Origin of the sequence: Streptomyces sp. CLV115 (assembly GCF_038448545.1) — a bacterium.
GTDB lineage: Bacteria > Actinomycetota > Actinomycetes > Streptomycetales > Streptomycetaceae > Streptomyces > Streptomyces sanglieri.
The window spans coordinates 1-18,970 of the sequence record NZ_JBCEWQ010000103.1 but is presented as its reverse complement, the minus strand read 5'-3'; the positions used below and the strand labels follow the sequence as shown (position 1 = coordinate 18,970).

Here is an 18,970-nt window from a genome sequence, read left to right as displayed (position 1 = left end):
CATGATGGAGGCGCCCGTCCCGTCGGAAGTGGGGTTCAACGCGATGAAGCGCAAGACCGGTTTTCTCCTGGCGGGACTGGCCACCGTGGGCGGTGCCGTCGCCGGCGCGGGCCTGCTGCGCAACCGCCGTTCCGGACGCAGGGAGTGGCTCCACGTCACGGTCTTCAGCGAGCCCGGATACCAGGGCCGCAGCAGGAGGCTGATCTGGACCGGCGGCGAGCGCAAGGTCGTCCCCCTCACCCGGATACAGCTGCCGCGCATCGGCTCGATCAGGCTGGAGCGGCGCATGTACTGCTTCGAGCCCGAGGTACAGCCACCGGACATGTACATCCTGCGTCAGGCCCTCATCGAGCGACTGGACCACAGGGACCAGGAAGACAGCATGTTCGGCTTCATCGCCGTGAACCAGCTCGCCCGCATGTTCTCGGTGCGCCTGTGGGAGCCGGTCCCCGAGTCCGAGGCGGGGTCCGGAGTGCGGCTCTGGGCCGGACGCCCCGGCAGTCCGCTGTCCGCGCACGACGAAGTGGCTTCTTCCGGCAAGGCTGCAACCTCCGTCGAGGAGGCCGGCCCCGGAGCCCGGACCTGGCACGACATCCTGGCCGACACACCCGACCTCGGCCCCTGGAGCACCCGCGCCCGCTACCTCGAACTGGGCCACCACGGAGGGAACAGCCCCCGCGGCTGACCGGCCCACCTGTCCGAACCCCCGAGCGGTGTCCGGTCATCCGGCGTCCGGTCGTCCGGTGCCTGGTCGCCCGGTGTCCGGTGTCCGGTCTCCGGTCGGCGAGCGCGGCGAAGTGGCCGGACCCGCCTGCCACGACGCCCTTGGTGAAGGCCACCCATGTCGTCCGTGGCGGATCGGCCCGGTGGCCGGGGCGGGATGAGACGTAGGGGTCACCGGATCGGTGATCCGGTTACCCCTACGAAATGGCCGATTCCGGGCGCATGGTGCAGGGAGAGGGGGGTCAGGGCCGGATGCCGTCGTACTGCAGGACGCGGTAGGGCGTCTTGCCGTGGTTCACGGACTGCCACTGCGAGGCGATCAGGGTCAAGGACGTCGCGCTCGCACTGCCGGGGTGGATGTATCCGCCGTACAGGAACGGGAGCTGGGGCTTGCCCCAGTGGTGGGGCGGCAGGCCGTCGCCGACGATCTGGGGCTTCGGGGCGGTCCATACGGCGTCGGGGCGGGCGGCGGTGCGGGTGCAGATCGCGTAGTCGTCCACGTCGAAGTAGCTCATGCAGTACGTGTCGCCGATCCGCTTCACGGAGAACTCGCCGATCTTGTTGCCGGACAGCATGATCGACGGGCCCACCGCCGTGGTCCACTGCCAACGGCCGTCCAGGAAGGCCCAGTTCTCCTGGGCGCCGAAGTTGCCCGCGCGGAACTCGTCCGGCCGGATGCGGAAAAGCTGGATCGCCCCGCCGTCGGCGGTGTTCGCATGGGTGCCGTTCCAGCGCTTGGAGAAGATGTACAGCCAGCCGTCGGGGTCGATGCCCGCGAACGACCACATCCCGTACATGGACTGGTTCGAGCCCTGGGTGTCGCCGGCCCAGTGGTACGGGTAGTCCTGCCAGGTGACGCCGTAGTCGTCCGAGTACGCGACGCCCGACATCAGCGAACCGTCGTAACCGGCCGGGATGTTCTCCCACAGGGCCACGGACGTGTACTGGATGTAGGTCCGGCCGCCGAACTCGATGCAGTCGTTGGGGATGCGGGAGATCTCGAAGCCGTGCCCGTTGTCCGCCCAGTGCGCGTAGTCGAAGCACTGGTTGGCGGCGCCACTGGTCGGCATCGCCCAGGAGAACGAGATCGGCGACGCGCCGGAGGCGTCGAAGTTCGCCTGGTTCAGGATCACCGGGGAGCCCAGGTACGGGTCGGCCTGGGCGATTCCGCCGAAGGCGTCGCCGAACACATAGCCCCAGGTGTTGTCGTGCTCCCGGTAGTACGGGATCGCCAGGTCCCCGGAGCCGAGCCCCTGCGCGCTCGCCGAGTCACCGGGCTGCTCGCACAGCGGGGCGCCGGTCTGGAGCAGCCGCGCGGACGGTTTCCCGGCGGCGTCGGCCGGTACGGACCTGTCGCTCGCGGCCGCCACGCCGGGGGCGGCGCCCAGCAGGCCGGCGCCGAGGGCGAAGCCCATGCCCGCCTTGAGCGCCGACCGGCGGGTGGTGGCTCGATGCTCCGGCTGCGAGGGGGTGGGCATGTTCGGTCCTCCGTGTGGGTGGGATGAGACGGGCGGGGAAGAGCGGCGGTCCGTGTCAGGCCTTGCGGAGGCGTCCGATGATGCCGTCCAGGTCGCGGAGGAACAGCGGCACGCGGAACTCGTGGCTGCCGGGCTCCTCGTGCGCCTCGTACGGGATGCCGGCCCCGTCGAGGAGGCCGCGGAACTCCCGCTGGCCCTGGAGCACGTTGTCCTCGGTGACCTGGCTGAACCAGGGCACGGGCCGGCCGCCGGTGCCGGCGACCAGGAAGATCCGCTTGTTGCGGTAGCTCTCGATGCGCTCGACCGGGTTGTCGGCGCTGACCCGGGCCTCGTCCCACAGCGGAGCGCCGTAGACCGTGCCGCCCGCCAGGTCCGCGGCGGCGGAGGACACATTGGCCCAGTGCACGACCGCGCCGAGGTTGCGGCGCAGGCTGGCCGGGCCGGAGTGGGCGCTGACCGAGGCGAAGTGGCCGTAGTACTTCGCGGCGTACTTCAGCGCGCCGAAACCGCCCATGGAGAACCCGGCGACGGCACGGCCGTCGTACTCGGCGTACGTACGGAAGTTCGCGTCGATCCACGGGAGCAACTGGGCGATGTGGAAGGTCTCCCAGTTCCGGGCGCCCGTGTTGGAGCCGACCGGGTTGGAGTACCACCCGGCGTGGCCGCCGTCGGGCATCACGACGATGAGCGGTTTCCCGGCGGTCCAGTCGCGGACGCCCGCGCGGTCGAACTCGATGAAGTCCGAGGTGAGACCGCCGCCGTGGAAGAGGTAGAGCACGGGGTAGGTGCGACCGCTGGTGGCGTAGTCGTCGGGGAGCAGGACGTTGACGCCCGGGTTCCAGCCGATCGCGTCGGTCCGGAAGCGGTAGTACTTCAGGCGGCGGTCGCTCTCGTCGTGGTCCACGATGCTCAGTCCGAAGCCGTCACCGGCCGCGCTCGCCGCCGGGGCCGCCGCGAGGACGCCTCCGGTGCCGAGCGCCAGCGCGGCGGAGAGACCGCCCGCGGTCCTCAGGACGTTCCGACGGGTGGGGTGCTGCCCGCTCAACTCGATCTCCTCGTTCTGCTCGTTCTACTGGGCCTGCCGGGCCTGCCGGGCCTGTCGGCTCTGCTAGTTCTGGGTGATCCAGGTGCCCTTGTCGGCGGTCCAGTGGATGGTGGCCTTCTGGAATTTCTGTGCTTTGCCGCCGCCCGCCTCGTCGGTTTCGTCGGTGAGGGGGTAGCCGAGTGTGCTTTCGTGTCCGGCGGTGTGGAAGGCGTCGTAGATGGCGCCGTGGACGGTGTGTGCGCCGGTCTGGGGTGACCAGAGGAACAGGCCTCGTTCGAAGAACTGGTAGCGGCCCTTGGTGCCGTCGGGTGCTTGTGCGGCGTCGGCTTCGTCGGTGGTCGGGAAGCCCCAGCGGCGTTCGGCGTCGGTGTCCCAGAACTTGGTGAGGATGTCTCCGTAGACGGCGTGGGCCTCGTCCGGGTGCCAGATGATGATCCCGTTCTGGAACTGCTGGAAGCGCCCGCCGAGCGAGGAGTCCCGTTCACCCGTGACCGGGCTGCCCAGCGGGCCCCCGGGGCCGCCCGTGTCGGCGTACTTCGCCGCGATGGTGCCGTACGGGACCAGGTCGTCCAGGTTGTTGTAGCGGCGGGGCGTGAAGCCCCTGAGTCCGTCGTTCCACACCCGCTCCTCGGCGACATGCCCGAAGTCGTACTCCTCGCGCACCACCGGCTGGGTGTGGGCGGGGTCCGCCCAGCGGAGGAACAGTGCCACGTGGTCCGTGCCGCCCGAGTCGCGCAGCAGGGCGTCACCCGGTTGCAGGTCGCCTGCGGGGATGTCGAAGGTGACGTCCCACAGGCCCCAGGTCGTCAGGGACGTACCGAGGTTCCAGGCCATCGACACATAGCCCGAGCAGTCCGGCCGGTAGCAGCCGAACTGGTTCTGATGGCAGCCGCTCTGGCTGTACGGGACCTGCTCGGCGATCCACGACCACGCACGGTCCATCGCCTCGCCGCGGCCGATCGGCCCGCCCGGCTCCGAGGCGCTCGCGGCCGGCGCGGTGCCGAACATGACGGCGAGGGCCGCCAGGGCCAGCGTCACCGCCCCGATCAGGCGCCGAAGACTCGGCGGTGCGAGTGAGTTCATGACTGCCTCCCCCGTCAGTTCTGGGTGATCCAGGTGCCCTTGTCGGCGGTCCAGTGGATGGTGGCCTTCTGGAATTTCTGTGCTTTGCCGCCGCCTGTTTCGTCGGTTTCGTCGGTGAGGGGGTAGCCGAGTGTGCTTTCGTGTCCGGCGGTGTGGAAGGCGTCGTAGATGGCGCCGTGGACGGTGTGTGCGCCGGTCTGGGGTGACCAGAGGAACAGGCCTCGTTCGAAGAACTGGTAGCGGCCCTTGGTGCCGTCGGGTGCCTGTGCGGCGTCGGCTTCGTCGGTGGTCGGGAAGCCCCAGCGGCGTTCGGCGTCGGTGTCCCAGAACTTGGTCAGGATGTCTCCGTAGACGGCGTGGGCCTCGTCCGGGTGCCAGATGATGATCCCGTTCTGGAAGAGCTGGAAGCGGCCGCCGAGCGAGGAGTCCTCCTCGGCGCGGACCGGCTGTCCGAGCGGCCCGTCGTGGCCGCCCAGCCCGGCGTACTTCGCGCCGATCGTGCCGTACGGCTGGAACGCCTCGGCCATCAACTCCCGGGCGTAGCCCTCCGCCTGCGGGTAGCGCTCGGGGTACGCGGAGCGCTGGACGGCCTGGGCCAGTTCGCCCGCGGTGTCCCAGTCGGGCTCCATCTGCTGGGCCACCTCGAAGAACTTGTTGGCGGCGAAGTCGACGTCGAGGCACTGGGCGGGTTCGCACCAGCCCATCGAGGGCCGCTGCTGGAAGACGCCGAGGGAATCCCGGTCCCCGCACGCCAGGTTGTTCATCCGGGACTCGACCCAGCCCGTCTCGAAGCCGGCGAGCATCACCTTGTCGGACACGCCGCGGCGCTGCCCGACCTCGTACACCTTGCGGGTCACCGCGATGTCCCGGTCCGCCGGGATGTCGCAGAACAGCGTGGCCGGGGCGGAGTTGCCGAGGGGGCCCGGCACGTCGGCCGCGCTCCGGGCGAAGGCCGGGTTGCCGAGGCCGGTCGCGGCCACCACGGCCAGCAGGACCGCTGATCTCCACATCGCGCGTCGTCGTTCGGTCGAGCCACGCATCCGACTGCTCCTTCGCTTCGGAATGGCCTTGCGGGAAAGGGGAGTTGGAGGAGAGTGAGTTGCAGGTGCGCCGGTGTCAGAACCAGCTCTGGTACGGGGTGTCGTTGCACGGCCAGGTGCGGAAGCCCAGGGAGCTGTCGTCGATGCACCGCAGGGTCGCCTGGTTCTGGAAGCGGACGGTGCCGTCGGACCAGACCTTGATCCACCAGCTCTGCTCCGGGGTGGAGCCGCACGTGCCGACGGTGCGGAACCCGTTGTCGCTGTCCTCGACGCAGCGCCCCGTGTTCACGTTGCGCAGCTGGCGCGTTCCGTCCTGCCAGACCTTCACGTCCCACAGCTGCGGGTTGCTCCCGTTGCAGCTCCACGTGCGGAACCCGTCGTCGGTGTCGTCCATGCAACGGCCCGTGGCCTGATTGCGGAAGCTCTGGGTGGCGTCGGCGGCCCGCGCGGGGGACGCGGAGCCGTTCCCGGCCGCCAGGGCCGTGCCCGTCGACACGGACACGGACAGGGAGGCGAGGGCGAGGGCCCCGCCGATCAGGAGCGAACGCGTGCCGCGCATGGGCTGTTTCCTCTTCCTTCCGGTGACTGTCGGGACCGCAAGCTAGCCGCCGGGCTGCCGGCTACGACATCCGGAACGATCCGGAGTGACACCCCGCGACGCGAACCCCGACACTCAACGGACAGGCACGGACGTGGGTACGGAGACAGGTACGGAGACGGGTGCGGGCGTGGGTACGGACGTGGGTACGGACGTGGGTACGGGCTTGCCCGTGGGACGCAGGCAGTCGGGAACCCGGGGATGATCCGCCGTACGCACGGCCGGCAGCCAGGCGGAGGCATCGGCGGCCGAGGGGGTGGACGCGGAGGAAGAACCGGTGGAAGCGGCGGACGCGGTGGTGGAGCGGGCCGGCAGGCGGACCCGGTACCACTCGGTGGAGCTGGCGTCCGACTCGTCGATGATGGGGATGCCCCGGGGGAGGCGGCAGACGACCGCGAGGACGTCGCCGTGCCACACCCGCACCGGTACAACGTTGTCGACGGTGTACGGCTTGAGCGGGTCGATCGCCAGGCCGAGGCTGCACTGCGGGTTCCGGTCCGTACGCTCCCTGCACCCGTCGTCGGCGTTGAACACCCGCAGCCGGGCCGGTGGTTCGCCGTTCGCGCCCGAAGTGGCGTCGCCGACGGCGTGCGACCAGACCGTCGCGGCCACCGAGCACACCGCGACGGTCACCAGAGCGGCGCGGGATCTCCACCGCCGGCGTACCGGACGCGGTGCCGTCGACCGTGCGGCGATGCGCGCGAGCAGGCTCTCGGCGCTGTGCGCGGCGCGCTCGGCGTGGGTCGGGGCGAGGCAGTCGGCGGCCAGGGCGCGCCAGAACGGCGGCAGCGCACTGTCGATCCGCAGCGGTGCGCGTCCGTCGGCGTACTCCTGTACCGCCGCGCCGCGTGCCACCGGGGTGGCGCCGGGGAACGGCGAGGCGCCGGACGCGAACGCTTCGTGGACCATGATTCCCAGGGCCCAGATGTCGGCACTGGGCCGGACCTCCACACCGTGCTCGCCCAGCGGGGCCTGCCAGCGCTCGGGCGGGAGGTAGTCCAGGGTGCCCATCGGCGGCGCGTACCCGTGGGTGCCGTGGGTGCCGGTCAGTTCGGTGGCGAGCCCGAAGTCCGACAGTTTGAGCGCACCGTCGGCCATCAGCAGGATGTTCTCCGGCTTGAGGTCGCCGTGCACCCAGCCGCTGCCGTGCAGATGGGCCAGCCCTTCGCAGATCTCGGCGAACAGCCGGGCGACGTCCGCCTCCACGGCCCCCGCGGCCTCCGCGCCCCGTGCGGTCGATGCGACACCGGCGTTCCCCGCGCACCCGGCGGACCCCGCGGCCGTCGTGGCCCGCGCGGCTCCCTCCGCGACCCCGGCGTCGAACAGGTCCCGCAGACTGCGCTCGGCCCGCTCCATCACCAGCACGATCGCACCGTCCAGGAACGCCCGGTCCGGATCGCTGATCACGACGGAGTCCAGCAGGCGGATCAGTCTCGGATGTCCGGCCCGGCGGCCGAGCTCGACCTCCCGCCGGGCGGTCTCCGCGACCTTGCGGGCCTGGCGCGGCGCGAGCCCCGCGGTCGGCAGGAACTTGAGCGCGACCTCCACGGGTTGCGGTCCCGTTCCGGGTTGCCGCGGTGGGCCGTCGACCGGGCGGCCCGCGTACACCGTCGCCCAGCCGCCGGAGGCGATCGGCCCGGTGACCTCCCAGCCGCCGACCCGGTAGCCGGGCGGGAGCAGCTCCGTACGGTCGAGGCCCGCCTGCGGACCGTCGCCCTCGGTGGACTCCCGGCTCAACGACCCGTCTCCCGCCCGTGGTTGCGTGCGGCGGCCCGGGGCGGCAGCAGCGCCAGATGCTCCTCCCGTACGAGTCCGAACCGCAGCGCGATCCCGACCAGGGCCTCCCGCTTCCCGTTGCGGCGCGCCCCGCCGGAACCCTGCTCGGGCGGGGCGCTGATCCGCATCTTCTCCTCGGCGAGGTAGTCGATGTGCGAGCTGACCGCCCGCGCCTTCAGCCGGCCGCACGCGGCGTGCCCCTTGAGCCGTTCGACGATCTGCGGAGTGGTCGGCACGGCGACCGGCGACTCGTCGCGCAGCCGGGGTTCGCAGAGCGCGACCAGGATCAGGAAGTAGAGGGCCGTCTCGTCCAGCGAGTACGCCATGACGGTGCGGCTGCCCCACTGGCCCGCCGCGCCGGCGGGGTCCGGGCAGGGGTCCAGGTAGACGTGGTCGGGTGCGAAGACCTGGAAGGAGACGGTGGCGTCGCGGCGGGTGGGAAGTACGACCCGGGAGAACTCGAAGGGGATGGGCGCGCCGGCCCGCCGGGGCGGAACCCGCAGGTACTCTCCCGCGCCCTCCGGGTTCTCCACCAGGTAGCTCTGGGTCGCGCTGTGGTTGCTGAGCTGCCAGTGGTCGTCCGTCACCCGGATCTCGCCGGCCAGCCGGGAGATGGCCTCGTCATCCAGGGGCAGTTCGACCGGGGTCGTCGCGGAGCCCCGTCCGAAGCGTGCTGTCTGTCCCGGGCCGAGCCGCAATGTCACGGGGTCACCGGACGGTGCCCCTCCGATGTCGTCGCTCCGCCGCGGCAGATAGACCACGATCCCGCTCAGTGCACCCACCTCGCCCCCGTGCCGGTGAACTTCCACACCGGCGGAACGTTACCCATCCAGGGGGGCCGTTCCCGTCCGGATTCTGGTCGTTTTCTGTCTGCCGCCGGACCGCTGCCCGACCGCTGCCGGCCATCGGTCGTGGCGCGGTGCCGCCTCGGGAACGAGGGGCGTCGCGGCCCCCGCCGGGCGTCCAGCTTCGGGTTCTCGCGCCGGGAGGAGAGGGCGGGCCGGACGGGCTCCGCGGCCGGTCCGGCGCCGGGGAAGAAGTGTTCGATATGGGGCGAGACTTTGCCCGCTTTGGCGAACTGGCTCGATTTGGTGCATCGGCTGGCGCGTTGTTGACGGAGCGTCCAACACGTGGGGCCCGGATCGCATGGATCCGGGCCCTGTGTGTCGGGTGCGGCGGGAGGCGTGGGCGCCTCCCGGGGGCTCGTCGTACGGCCCGTCCGATCAGGTCAGTTGCCGGCCTGCTTCATGGAGTTCACCGCGTCGGCGACCGAGCCCTGGTACAGGCCGAGCTTCGGGCTGCCCACCTTGACGTCCGGGCCGAGGTCGAAGTTCTGGGTGTCGGCGTTGGCCATGTGGTCGCCGTCGGCGAGCACGTTCATCTCGTTCACCCAGGTCACGCCGTTCTTGCCGCTCGGGTTGAGGTCGATCACCGCGATGGCGGCCGTCTTCGGCTTGACCGGGTACGCGGGCGCGCCGCCCAGACCGCCCGGAACCGACGGCTTGATGTCCCCGCTGTGGTCCGAGGCCTTCGAGGCGCCCAGGCTGACCTGCGGGAAGTAGCTCAGGCCGCAGGAGTTGGCACCGGTGTTGTTGACCTCGATCACCTGCTGGGTGGACGAGCCCTCACGCGGGTAGACGCGCACCGACAGGTCCGAGCTCTTGCACGGGTGCTTGTAGGCGTAGCTGTCGCTGGTGTTGCCACCCGTCGCGCTGCTGCCGCCGGTCGACCCGGACTTTGAGTTGTCCGTCTTCGTGGCGCCGGTGTTCTGCACGGTGCCGCCGGTCTTCTTGGTGTCCGTGGTCGTCGCGTCGGTGGAGGGCTGGGAGGCGTCGGTCGAGGCGCCGGCCGAGGTGCTGTTGTCGGCCTTGCCCGCGGACTTCGTGCCGGTGTCGTCCCCGCCGCAGGCGGTGAGCGACAGGGCGAGCACGGCGGTGACGGTGGCGAGAGCGGCGGTGTGCTTGCGGCTGCGGAACGTGCGCATGGAATTCTCCCAGGATGAGCATGAGACAAGGCCCGGATCCTGCGGCGAACCGCTCTCTCTGACCTCTTGACAACATAAGCATCCTGTGGATCGCTCACGTTCCGCTGACGCCTCACTGACGTCCGGCTGACGTCCCCGAAGTGGCCTACGGGGAAATCGGCTGGTGCGTGATCGGGCCGCATGCGAGACTCCGCGCATGACTCATGGAATCGAGACCCACCCCGCCCGTTGAGCGCCCCGGAAGAGCGCACCGCGCTCCCTCCCGACTCCCTGTACTCCCGTGCGCTGCGCCTTCTTCGCGCCGAGCCCGGCGGCAGGATCCCCGAACGGGGATACGCGCTGCCGGACCCGCCGGAGCGCCGCCCCCGGACCGGAACGTCCTGGGAATCGTCCTGCGCGGCGTTGACGGCGGTGCTGACCCCTCTTGTGTCCCCTGCCGACGCGGGCTCCGATGCCGGCTCCGATTCCGACACCGGCACCGATGCGCCCGGCGTGGCACGAACCGCCGAGGAGATTCATCTGCGCCTCGCCGGACTGGGCATCCGGGGCGGACACGTCCGGTCCGTGGTGGCCCGGCTGCCGCTGGTGGACGAGGGCCGGGCGCGTGCGCTCGGCCGGTGCCTGACCCGTACGGGAACCAGCCCCATGGCGGTCTGCGTCGGCCTCGCCCTCCTGGCCCGTCTCGGCGAACCGGAGGACGTCCCGTATCTCAGGGTCCTCGGCGGGTTCCGGGACCTCGTCGACCATGCCGTGCAGGCGCTCGACCCCCTCGACGGCCCGGCCGCGGCCCTGGTGTGGCTCGGTCATCACGCCAGGCGCCCGGAGCTGCGCGGTCTGGTCGACGCCCTGGCCGCCGGCGAGGAGTCCTCCGTACCCGGACTGCTGGAGGCGGTCCTGCGGAGGGGGAGTCCGGTGCGGTCCGAGACCGCCCGTCGGGTCGCCGAGGCCGTCCGGCTCGCCGACCTTCTGCGGGAGGCCCGTCCCGGAGAAGCGGGGCCGGTGGCCGGGGCGGGCCGGTTGCTGTGCCGGATGTCGAGCGTGAACGACTACCGGGCCGAGGTCCTGGCCTGCCCGGTGGCCGTCGATCTCTTCGAGGCGTTCGCCGTACGTGCCGCCGACCTGCCGCCCACTCTCGACCACCACGCGCTCCTGCTGTCCGTCGCGCTCGAACTGCACAGCGGCCCGAGCCGCCTGCTGAAGTGGGGGCCCGGCCGCCGCGAGGCGCTGCTGGACCGCCTGGAGTCCGTGCTGGGCCGGCCGGACTGGCGGGCGCTGCCGGCCGGCGACTCCGCGGAGAGCGGCGACCCGGCCGGGCAGTGGCGGCTGGACTGGGTCCGGCGCACGGCCCGTCAGCCGTTCCGCCGCGCTGCCGGAGGTACGGGTCCGGCGGGCCGGCTGAGGATCGAGGCCACCGTGCTCGACCCGGTGGATCCTGGCATCGTCGAGACCCGCATCCTGATCGACGGGCGCCCCCTGGTGCCGGCCGCCTTCGGCCGGGGCGGCGCGCACGCCCCCGAGTACCTGCTGGACAGCGGCCGCCTGCGGGCCACGGACGAACCACGGGAAGTGCAGCTCGCGGAGGCGTACTGCACCGAGGGCTGCTGCGGCGCGCTCCACGTCACCATCCGCCGGGACGGGGACCACGTCATCTGGTCCGACTGGCGCCGTCCGCCCCCGCCGTCCTCCCTGCTGCCCGCGCGCGAGCTGCCCGAGTACCGCTTCGAGGCCGCCGCCTACGACGCGGAGATCGCGCGTGCCGAGAACGACCACGGGTGGACATGGCCGGCCCGCAAGACCGCGCGTCTCATCGCGGCGGGGCTGCGCGACCGGCCGGACCTGCTGACCCGCTGGAACGTCGAACAAGGCTGGATCGGCACCGACTTCAGGGACCGGGACCGCACGATCGTGAACCTCGCCCACCGCGCGAGCCCGTCCGACGGCCGGGGCGCGGAGGACGGCAGTCGACAGCACCTCGTGTGGCACGTCCCGGACGACGGAACCAGCCCCGAACACCGGGCCGCAGCCGCGCTGCACCGACTCGCCACGGTGGACCCGAGGACGTACGGCGGGGGCGGCGCCGGGCGGTCCGCCCGATCGTCCTGACGCCCCGTCGGTGCCCCCAATGACCCGTAACGGGCCGGTCGGTGGCAGTACGGGATAGGCCGGGTGTTCGACGTTGAGCCCGGCATTGGGTCCTGGGGCCCATGCCGGGTCGGCGGCGCTGTGGTCGCATACGGATACCGGGGGGAACTGTCGCTGCGCCCACTCACAAAGCTGGGGAGACTCGCCGTGTCTGGCATACGAGAACTAGCGGTACCGGGTGGTGCTGACATGAGCACCGCCGAGGTCCCTCCGGGCCGGCAGCCACTGTCGCGCCCCCTGCAGGCGGTACTGATTCTCGTCCGACTGCTCTTCGCCGTCACGGTCGTCGGCGCGCTCGACGCGCTGCTCCTGGCCGCGTCGGTCGATGCGGTGGACGGCCGGCTGATCGGCATGGTGCTGTACGCCTCGCTGCCCGGCATCACCGGGTTCGTGCTGTCGTTCCGGGTGCGGACCGGGGGTGTCTGGGTCTGGCGCGGACTGCTGGCCGTGAGCGCCTGGCTCACGCTCGGAGCGCTGGCCACACTGGGCGACGCGAACGGGCAGGGCGTGGCCCAACTGGTGCTGCCCGTCGTCCTGATCGTCCTGCTGCTCCGGTCCCGTTCGCGGGCCTGGTTCCGGCTCGCCGCCGAACAGCGCGCGGAGCACCGGCCGTTCAGCATCGTGCGGATGTTCAAGCAGCGGCGTGCCGACACCGGGCAGACCGCGATGGAGTACCTGGGCATGATCCTCGTGGTCGTCGCCCTCATCGGCGGGCTCGTGGCCACCGGGATCGGCGGGCAGCTGACCGGCCGGATCCAGGACGCCATCTGCCAGCTGACCGGCGGCGGCTGCGCGCCCTCCAACGTCGAAGCCGGTAACGGCGGCCGGGGGAACGGCGGCGGCAGCGGTGGCGGTGGCGGCGGGTCCGAGGGCGCGACCGTGACCGGTGGAACCGGTGCCGGCACCGCGGGCTCGGACGCGACGGGCGGCAGCGGTTCCGGAGGCAGCGGGGCCGGCGGCAGTGGTTCCGGGGGCAGTGGTTCCGGCGGTTCCGGAGGCAGTGGTTCCGGCGGCGCGGGCGGCAGCGGATCCGGTGGGTCCGACGCCTCCGGCGGGGCTGGCGGCACTGGTGGTTCAGAAGGAACCAGCGGTTCTTCCACAGGAGTCGACGCGGGTAGACAAACCCCCGGCACCCCCGGAGGCTCGGGCGGCGGCTTCCTCGACGGCATCGTCGGCGACGACGGTCTGCTGGGCGACGTCACCGGCGCCATCGACACGATCACGCACCCCGGCGACACCGCCAAGAACGTCGTCGACCAGTACGCACAGGTCGCAAACAAGGCCGGCGGCAAGTGGGACAAGGGCCAGTACGTGGCCGCCGCCGCGGACATGACCAAGGGCTCCGGCGGCGGCGTGTTCACCGGGCTGCCCGGATCCGGTACGCGGGTCGATGCGGCGGTACGTGACGCGCGGCGGCAGTACCTCAACGACCGCATCCCGAAGGGCGGCAGCGCGGCCGGCCGGGCGTACTGGTGGAACGGACTGACGCAGGAGCAGCGCGACGAGTACCTGGAGCTCTCCCCGGACCAGATCGGCAGCCTCGACGGGATCCCGGTGGCGGACCGTGACAAGGCCAACCGCCGCAACCTGCCGGATCTGATCTCGAAGCTGGAGGGCAAGACCGACAAGACGTCGAAGGAGCAGCTGGCCGGGCTGCGGGAGATCGACCGGCAGCTGAAGGAGGGCAGTCAGCCCCCGATGTACCTCATCGGCATCAGCGACGAGGGCAACGGGCGGGCGATCGTCTCCTACGGCAACCCCGACACCTCGAAGAACGTGTCGGCCTACGTGCCGGGGCTGAACACCTCCCTCGACGAGGAGTTCGCGAAGAACGACCTCAAGCGCGCCCGTGACACCGCGATCGGAGCCCAGGGCTACGACCCGTCCAGCGCCTCGATCGTCTGGCTCGGCTACGACGCACCGCAGGCGCCGGACGGGCTGAGCAGCCTGGCAGTCGCGGGCACCGGCCGGGCCGAGAAGGGCGGCGCGGCGTACTACGACTTCATGGGCGGCATCGCGGCCACCAACCAGAACAAGGACCCGCACATCACGGCCATCGGGCACTCCTACGGTTCGCGCACCGTCGGTGCCGCGACCCAGAAGCTCGGGGGGATCCCGGGGGTGGACGACATCATCCTGGTCGGCAGTCCCGGGGTGGGCGTGGACCGCGCCGTGGACCTCGGGGTCGGTGCCGGGCACGTCTTCGTCGGCGCCGCGGCCAACGACCCGGTGACGAAGCTCCCGTCCAAGACGCAGGTCGTCGTGGGTGGGATCGGGATGATCCTGGGCGGTCCGGCCGGCTCCTACATCGCCGGCGACCTGGCCGACCCGGGCGACGACGACCTCTGGTTCGGCAAGGACCCGGCGAGCAAGGCGTTCGGGGCGACGCGGTTCCCGGTGGACCCGGGCAAGCCCATGAGCTTCGACTCGCACTCCAACTACTTCAACCCGGCACGGGACGCCGTGTCCGCCGACAGCATCGCGCTTATCGTGTCGGGACACTCCGACCGGCTCAAGATGGAGGAACAGCGATGAGGCGCAGGTTCCAGATCGTTGCGGTGACTCTGGCTGTCGGCTTCGCGCTGTCCGCCTGCGGCAGCGAGAATGCGCAGTCGGGTGCGAACACGAGCACCACAGCCACCAGGAGCGACAAGAGCGACAAGGGCACCGAGGGCACCAAGGGGAACGGCATGGACATGCAGGAGGCTGCCGACCGGGCCGACAGCATGCTCGACGCCGTGCTGAAGAAGATCGATCCCGAGGTGAAGTGGGCCCACGGCCAGACGACCAAGGGCAGCTGCGACGTGACGCGCAGGCGCACCGTGATGACCATCGTCTCCGCGGAACGGCGGCAGGGCTTCCTCGACCAGATCGAGCAGTTCTGGCGCGCGAGCGACTACCGCATCAAGGCGAAGAACGTCGACGAGCAGTTCCCGGCGGTCTACGCGGTGTCCAAGGACGGCTTCGGGATCAGCGTGAGCATCCGTGCCAAGGGGCAGGCCTTCTTCGAGGCGGACACCCCCTGTGTGAAGGAGTCGAAGGTCGCCGATTCCACGTCCGAGCCGAACGGGCCGTCCTACAAGGGCGTCTACCCGCTCCCCAGCCCCAACGTGCGCTCCGACTTCTGGTCGGCCGCAGCCTCCTGACGACCGGTCGACCAGCCGAACCGACCTGCCGACCTGCCGACCCGGCAGGTCGGCAGGTCGTTCGGTTTCTCGGCCAACCGGGAGGGCGGGCCGGCCCCGCGCATCCGGTGCATCCGGTGCGCCGGGGCGGGCGCCCGGTGCGCCGGGCCGGTGGTCCCGTGCGCCGGAAATGACGGCCCGGCACCCCGGGTGACCCGGAAGACTCGCACACACCGTCGAAACCGCCCATGAACGGGGCCCCGATGGGGGATGGTTGAGGGGTGCGGAAATTCTGGGTGGTCGGTGGCATCGGTGTCGGCGTGGCCATGTCCTTCGTGGCGTTGCTCGTCGTCGGTACGTACTCCGCCGCCGCCGGACTCGCGGGTTCCGGTGGCGGCGGAGCCGTAGCGCTGGCCAAGGGGGCCGTGCCCGCGAAGTACCAGCCGCTGGTGGAGAAGTGGGGCAACCTCTGCCCCGCCATCAACCCGGCCCTGCTGGCCGCCCAGCTCTACCAGGAGAGCGGGTGGAACCCCCGGGCCGAGAGTCCCGCGGCCGCGCAGGGCATCGCCCAGTTCATCCCCGGCACCTGGGCCGGCCACGGGATCGACGGGGACAAGGACGGCGACCGGGACGTCTGGGACCCCGCCGACGCCATCCCGTCCGCCGCCTCGTACGACTGCGAACTGGCCGGGTACGTGAAGAAGGTGCCGGGGGATCAGACGGACAACATGCTGGCCGCGTACAACGCCGGCGCGTACCGGGTGATCCGGGCCGGTGGTGTTCCGGAAATTTCGGAGACCCAGAACTACGTCACCATCATCCGTTCCCTGGAGAAGAGCTTCGCCAGGCCGGTCGGGCGCGTACAGCCCTCCCAGCAGGCGGCCGGGGCGATCTACTTCGCGCAGAAGAAGCTCGGTACGCCGTACCTCTGGGGCGGCAACGGCACGCCCGAGCAGAACGGGCGGTTCGACTGTTCGGGCCTGACCCAGGCCGCGTACCGGACCGTGGACATCGAGCTGCCCCGGGTGGCGAACGATCAGTACAACGCCGGACCGCACCCCTCCCGGGACGAGCTGCTCCCGGGCGACCTCGTGTTCTTCTCCGACGACCTGACCAACTCGCGGGCCATCCACCACGTCGGGCTCTACGTCGGCGGCGGGTACATGATCAACGCCCCGTACACCGGGGCCGTGATCCGCTTCGACAAGATCGACACCCCCGACTACTTCGGTGCGACGCGCGTGACCAAGGACGGGGCCGCGGCCCTTCCGACGGCCCGGCCGGCGGCATGACGCGACGGCGGCGGTGGCCGGAACTCTCTGTGAAGCCTGGGCCCTGAGCTGCGACGATGAGTCACTCTTCGATAACGTCATGGTGATCATTCGGTGGAGAGTGGAACGCACGCTCGGGGGAGGTCGTTCCCTGAGGGGACCAGGACGACCGATTCGCGCAGTACCGGTCCACGCAGTACGGATCGGACGCAGTGCCGATCAGACGCAGTGATCGAACCGACACGGGGGTTCGTCAAAGCGGTGCACATGGGTGTGCCCGCGGCAGCAGACAAGGCAAGGGGCCGCAGCAGATGGCTGGACTCGCACTGGATGGGTCGAACCCCGACGTCAGCCTGCTCTACGACATCAACGGGCTCGCGAAGTCCGCTCCCACCTGGTTCGACCGGGTCATGGAGTTCGTCGGTGAGTACGGAATCATGCTCGGCATGGTCCTCGTGGTCCTGTGGTGCTGGTGGAGCGTGCGCCGGCGCGGCACGGCCGACGACTCGGTGACCGCGGTCGCCGGCCTCGTCTGGGCGCCGCTCGCCGCCGGGATCGCGCTGCTGATCAACATCCCGATCCGCGGATTCGTGCACCGGCCCCGCCCGTTCAGGGACCACCAGGGGCTGGAGGTGCTGGTGACGGGGAAGAACGACTTCTCCTTCGTCAGCGACCACGCCACGATGGCGATGGCACTGGCCGTCGGGATCTTCGTGGCCAACCGCAAGTTCGGCATCGCCGCCATCGCGCTCGCCCTCCTGGAGGGCTTCTGCCGGATCTACATGGGCGTCCACTACCCGACCGACGTCGTCGGTGGATTCGCCCTCGGTACCGCGGTCGCCCTGCTGCTCGCCCCCCTGGCGATGATGCTGCTGACCCCGCTGATGGCGGCGGTCTCGCGGACGGACCGGTTCGGCCGGCTCGTACGGTCGCGCCGGCCGGTGCCGGCGACGGCCGCCGGGGAGCCGGCCGGGGCGTTCGGAATCCCCGAGCCGAGGCCGGGCACGTGCGGCGGTGACGGCGAGAAGGACCTCGCCGCGTAGGAGACCCCGTCCGCGCCCCTGGCTAGAGCGCCTGGGGGAAGGCGAAGAGGCGCTCCGGGTCGTACCGCTTCTTCAGATCGGCGAGGCGGTCGGCCGCCGAGCCGTAGTAGGCCCGGCGCCAGTCGGTCAGCGCCGGGTCGGTGTAGTTCTGGTACGCCGCTCCGGACGCGTGCCGGCGCATCGCCGCGTGGGTGTTTTTCAGCCAGTCCTGCTGGGCGGTGCCCGCCGTGCCGGGGGTCCAGGAAGCGATGTACTGCGCGAGCACCCGCGAGCCCCGGTGGACGAAGGCCGTCGACTGCGGGGAGACCCGGTTGATCGCCCCGCCGAGCGCGGTGAGCGCGACGGAGCCGCCGCCCCCGGCCGCCGTCACCGGGATCCGGGTGAACGCCTCGGTCCGGTCGAGCAGGGCCTGCACCCCCGCCGGGGACAGCGAGCGGTCGTAGAAGTCGGACGCGGCGGCGTACGTCTCGCGCTGGAGGGTGCCCTGCGTGGTGCGGCCGGGTGTCGTCCCCGGCAGATGGCACTGCGCGTCGGTGATGCCCGAGCAGCCCGCGTACACGAGCATCGACTCCTGGTAGCTGCGGCGGCGCAGCGATACGGAGGAGGCCGGGGCGCCGATCCGGTCGGCGAGGAGGTCGACGGCGTTCTGCAGGTCGCCGTACGTACCGAGGCTGAACGCGGCGACCGAAACGGTCGGGTCGGCGCCCCCGGGGCCGCCGGCGAGGTGCGCGGAGGACCAGATCTCGTCGGGCTGGGCCGGGCCCCACTCCTGCCAGGCCGAGACGACCGACCGGGCACGTGACCACGGCCACGACATGTATGCGGTGACGGTCTGCGGGACCGGACGGGTGCGGAAGGTCAGCCCGGTGACCACGCCGAAGTTGCCGTTGCCCGCGCCGCGCAGCGCCCAGAAGAGGTCCGGGTGGTTCCCGGCGTCCACGGTCAGGGTCTTGCCGTCGGCTGTCACGAGGGTCGCCGCGGTCAGGCTGTCGCAGGTCAGACCGTATGCGCGGGAGGCGACGCCGTGGCCGCCGCCGAGGGTGAGGCCGGAGATGCCGACGGTGGGGCAGGAGCCGCCGGGGATCGTCAGACCGCTGCGGGCGAGGCTCTGGTAGACGTCGATGAGCTTGGCACCCGCGCCGATCGTGCCGTCGCTCCCGACGCGGGAGAGCGACGAGACGTCGAGGACGAGGCGCCCGTTACCGCTGGACCAGCCCGCGTACGAGTGTCCGCCGCTGCGGATGGAGACGGGGGTGCCCGTGCGGCGGGCGAAGGCCAGGCACTCGGCTATGTCCGCCCCGTGCCGCACATAGGCGACGGCCGCGGGCTTCAGGCCGTCGAAGCGGGTGTTGTAGAGCTGACGGGCGGTCGGGTACGAGGCGTCCTGGGGCCGTACGAGGCTGCCGTCGAGGCTCTTTGCCAGGGCGGAGAAGTCCGCAGGCCCGGTGGGGGCGGGCTTCGACGGAGCCGGCGCGGTGGGGGAGGCGTCCGTGCCGCCCGAGGTGCCGGAGGCGTCGGACGGGCCGGTGGTGCCGCCGGACGTGCCGCTGCAGGCGGTGGCGGTGATGCCGGTGAGTACCGCGGCGCCCGCGGTGAGCAGGGTGCGCCGGGCGGGCAGGGGCGGCAGGTTCATCGGATCTCCGAGTCTTGGCGCTCAGGGGC

General features: G+C 71.4%; 15 protein-coding genes. 6 read left to right on the top strand and 9 right to left on the bottom strand.

Features of this window, described 5'->3' with window-relative positions:
• Positions 1-43: 43 nt before the first annotated feature.
• The gene (locus tag AADR41_RS28560) at positions 44-685 is read left to right on the top strand and encodes a hypothetical protein (protein ID WP_342284282.1); all 642 of its coding nucleotides are present in this window, start codon (positions 44-46) and stop codon (positions 683-685) included.
• Positions 686-965: 280 nt separating this feature from the next.
• Here the strand turns inward: AADR41_RS28560 and AADR41_RS28555 are convergent, their stop codons facing one another.
• The 8 genes from AADR41_RS28555 to AADR41_RS28520 form a co-directional block, all read right to left on the bottom strand.
• Positions 966-2,201: a DUF4185 domain-containing protein gene (locus AADR41_RS28555; protein ID WP_342284281.1), complete on the bottom strand. Its 1,236-nt coding sequence runs from the start codon at positions 2,199-2,201 to the stop codon at positions 966-968.
• A 55-nt stretch (positions 2,202-2,256) separates the two neighbouring features.
• Positions 2,257-3,246 (bottom strand): alpha/beta hydrolase, encoded by a 990-nt coding sequence (locus AADR41_RS28550; RefSeq protein WP_342284280.1) that lies wholly within the window; start codon positions 3,244-3,246, stop codon positions 2,257-2,259.
• Positions 3,247-3,309: 63 nt separating this feature from the next.
• Complete coding sequence (locus AADR41_RS28545) at positions 3,310-4,254, bottom strand: hypothetical protein (RefSeq protein ID WP_342284291.1); 945 nt, start codon at positions 4,252-4,254, stop codon at positions 3,310-3,312.
• An 89-nt stretch (positions 4,255-4,343) separates the two neighbouring features.
• Positions 4,344-5,369 carry an LGFP repeat-containing protein gene (locus AADR41_RS28540; RefSeq protein WP_342284279.1) on the bottom strand — a complete coding sequence of 342 codons (1,026 nt, stop codon included), beginning with the start codon at positions 5,367-5,369 and terminating at the stop codon, positions 4,344-4,346.
• Positions 5,370-5,445: 76 nt separating this feature from the next.
• Positions 5,446-5,928 carry an RICIN domain-containing protein gene (locus AADR41_RS28535; RefSeq protein ID WP_342284278.1) on the bottom strand — a complete coding sequence of 161 codons (483 nt, stop codon included), beginning with the start codon at positions 5,926-5,928 and terminating at the stop codon, positions 5,446-5,448.
• Between the two features lie 114 nt (positions 5,929-6,042).
• A complete protein-coding gene (locus tag AADR41_RS28530; protein ID WP_342284277.1) occupies positions 6,043-7,704 on the bottom strand; it encodes a serine/threonine-protein kinase in 1,662 nt (553 codons plus the stop codon).
• The gene (locus AADR41_RS28525; protein ID WP_342284290.1) at positions 7,701-8,516 is read right to left on the bottom strand and encodes a serine/threonine protein kinase; all 816 of its coding nucleotides are present in this window, start codon (positions 8,514-8,516) and stop codon (positions 7,701-7,703) included. Before AADR41_RS28525 ends, AADR41_RS28530 begins: the two co-directional genes overlap by 4 nt.
• A gap of 455 nt (positions 8,517-8,971) precedes the next feature.
• The gene (locus AADR41_RS28520; RefSeq protein ID WP_342284276.1) at positions 8,972-9,727 is read right to left on the bottom strand and encodes a DUF4232 domain-containing protein; all 756 of its coding nucleotides are present in this window, start codon (positions 9,725-9,727) and stop codon (positions 8,972-8,974) included.
• Between the two features lie 228 nt (positions 9,728-9,955).
• On the opposite strand from AADR41_RS28520, the gene AADR41_RS28515 reads away from it, so the two are divergent.
• The 5 genes from AADR41_RS28515 to AADR41_RS28495 all read left to right on the top strand — a co-directional run bounded on the left by AADR41_RS28515 (position 9,956) and on the right by AADR41_RS28495 (position 17,308).
• Positions 9,956-11,830 carry a hypothetical protein gene (locus tag AADR41_RS28515; RefSeq protein WP_342284275.1) on the top strand — a complete coding sequence of 625 codons (1,875 nt, stop codon included), beginning with the start codon at positions 9,956-9,958 and terminating at the stop codon, positions 11,828-11,830.
• 228 nt (positions 11,831-12,058) lie between these two features.
• The gene (locus tag AADR41_RS28510; protein WP_342284274.1) at positions 12,059-14,404 is read left to right on the top strand and encodes an alpha/beta hydrolase; all 2,346 of its coding nucleotides are present in this window, start codon (positions 12,059-12,061) and stop codon (positions 14,402-14,404) included.
• Entirely contained in the window at positions 14,401-15,015 is a 615-nt protein-coding gene (locus tag AADR41_RS28505; protein WP_342284273.1) for a hypothetical protein, read from the top strand. The genes AADR41_RS28510 and AADR41_RS28505 overlap by 4 nt, the downstream gene beginning before the upstream one ends.
• A 275-nt stretch (positions 15,016-15,290) precedes the next feature.
• Positions 15,291-16,286, top strand: a complete 996-nt coding sequence (locus AADR41_RS28500; protein WP_342284289.1) for a C40 family peptidase — start codon at positions 15,291-15,293, stop codon at positions 16,284-16,286.
• Between the two features lie 290 nt (positions 16,287-16,576).
• Positions 16,577-17,308: a phosphatase PAP2 family protein gene (locus AADR41_RS28495; protein ID WP_342284272.1), complete on the top strand. Its 732-nt coding sequence runs from the start codon at positions 16,577-16,579 to the stop codon at positions 17,306-17,308.
• Positions 17,309-17,330: 22 nt separating this feature from the next.
• On the opposite strand, the gene AADR41_RS28490 is transcribed toward AADR41_RS28495, so the two are convergent.
• Positions 17,331-18,941: an FAD-binding oxidoreductase gene (locus tag AADR41_RS28490; RefSeq protein ID WP_342284271.1), complete on the bottom strand. Its 1,611-nt coding sequence runs from the start codon at positions 18,939-18,941 to the stop codon at positions 17,331-17,333.
• Positions 18,942-18,970 lie beyond the last annotated feature (29 nt).

Coding starts and splice junctions, on each gene's coding strand:
- AADR41_RS28560 (WP_342284282.1), top strand. CDS start 44: ATGAAGCGCAAGACCGGTTTTCTCCTGGCGGGACTGGCCACCGTGGGC.
- AADR41_RS28555 (WP_342284281.1), bottom strand. CDS start 2,201: ATGCCCACCCCCTCGCAGCCGGAGCATCGAGCCACCACCCGCCGGTCG.
- AADR41_RS28545 (WP_342284291.1), bottom strand. CDS start 4,254: ATGTTCGGCACCGCGCCGGCCGCGAGCGCCTCGGAGCCGGGCGGGCCG.
- AADR41_RS28540 (WP_342284279.1), bottom strand. CDS start 5,369: ATGCGTGGCTCGACCGAACGACGACGCGCGATGTGGAGATCAGCGGTC.
- AADR41_RS28535 (WP_342284278.1), bottom strand. CDS start 5,928: ATGCGCGGCACGCGTTCGCTCCTGATCGGCGGGGCCCTCGCCCTCGCC.
- AADR41_RS28520 (WP_342284276.1), bottom strand. CDS start 9,727: ATGCGCACGTTCCGCAGCCGCAAGCACACCGCCGCTCTCGCCACCGTC.
- AADR41_RS28510 (WP_342284274.1), top strand. CDS start 12,059: ATGAGCACCGCCGAGGTCCCTCCGGGCCGGCAGCCACTGTCGCGCCCC.
- AADR41_RS28505 (WP_342284273.1), top strand. CDS start 14,401: ATGAGGCGCAGGTTCCAGATCGTTGCGGTGACTCTGGCTGTCGGCTTC.
- AADR41_RS28495 (WP_342284272.1), top strand. CDS start 16,577: ATGGCTGGACTCGCACTGGATGGGTCGAACCCCGACGTCAGCCTGCTC.
- AADR41_RS28490 (WP_342284271.1), bottom strand. CDS start 18,941: ATGAACCTGCCGCCCCTGCCCGCCCGGCGCACCCTGCTCACCGCGGGC.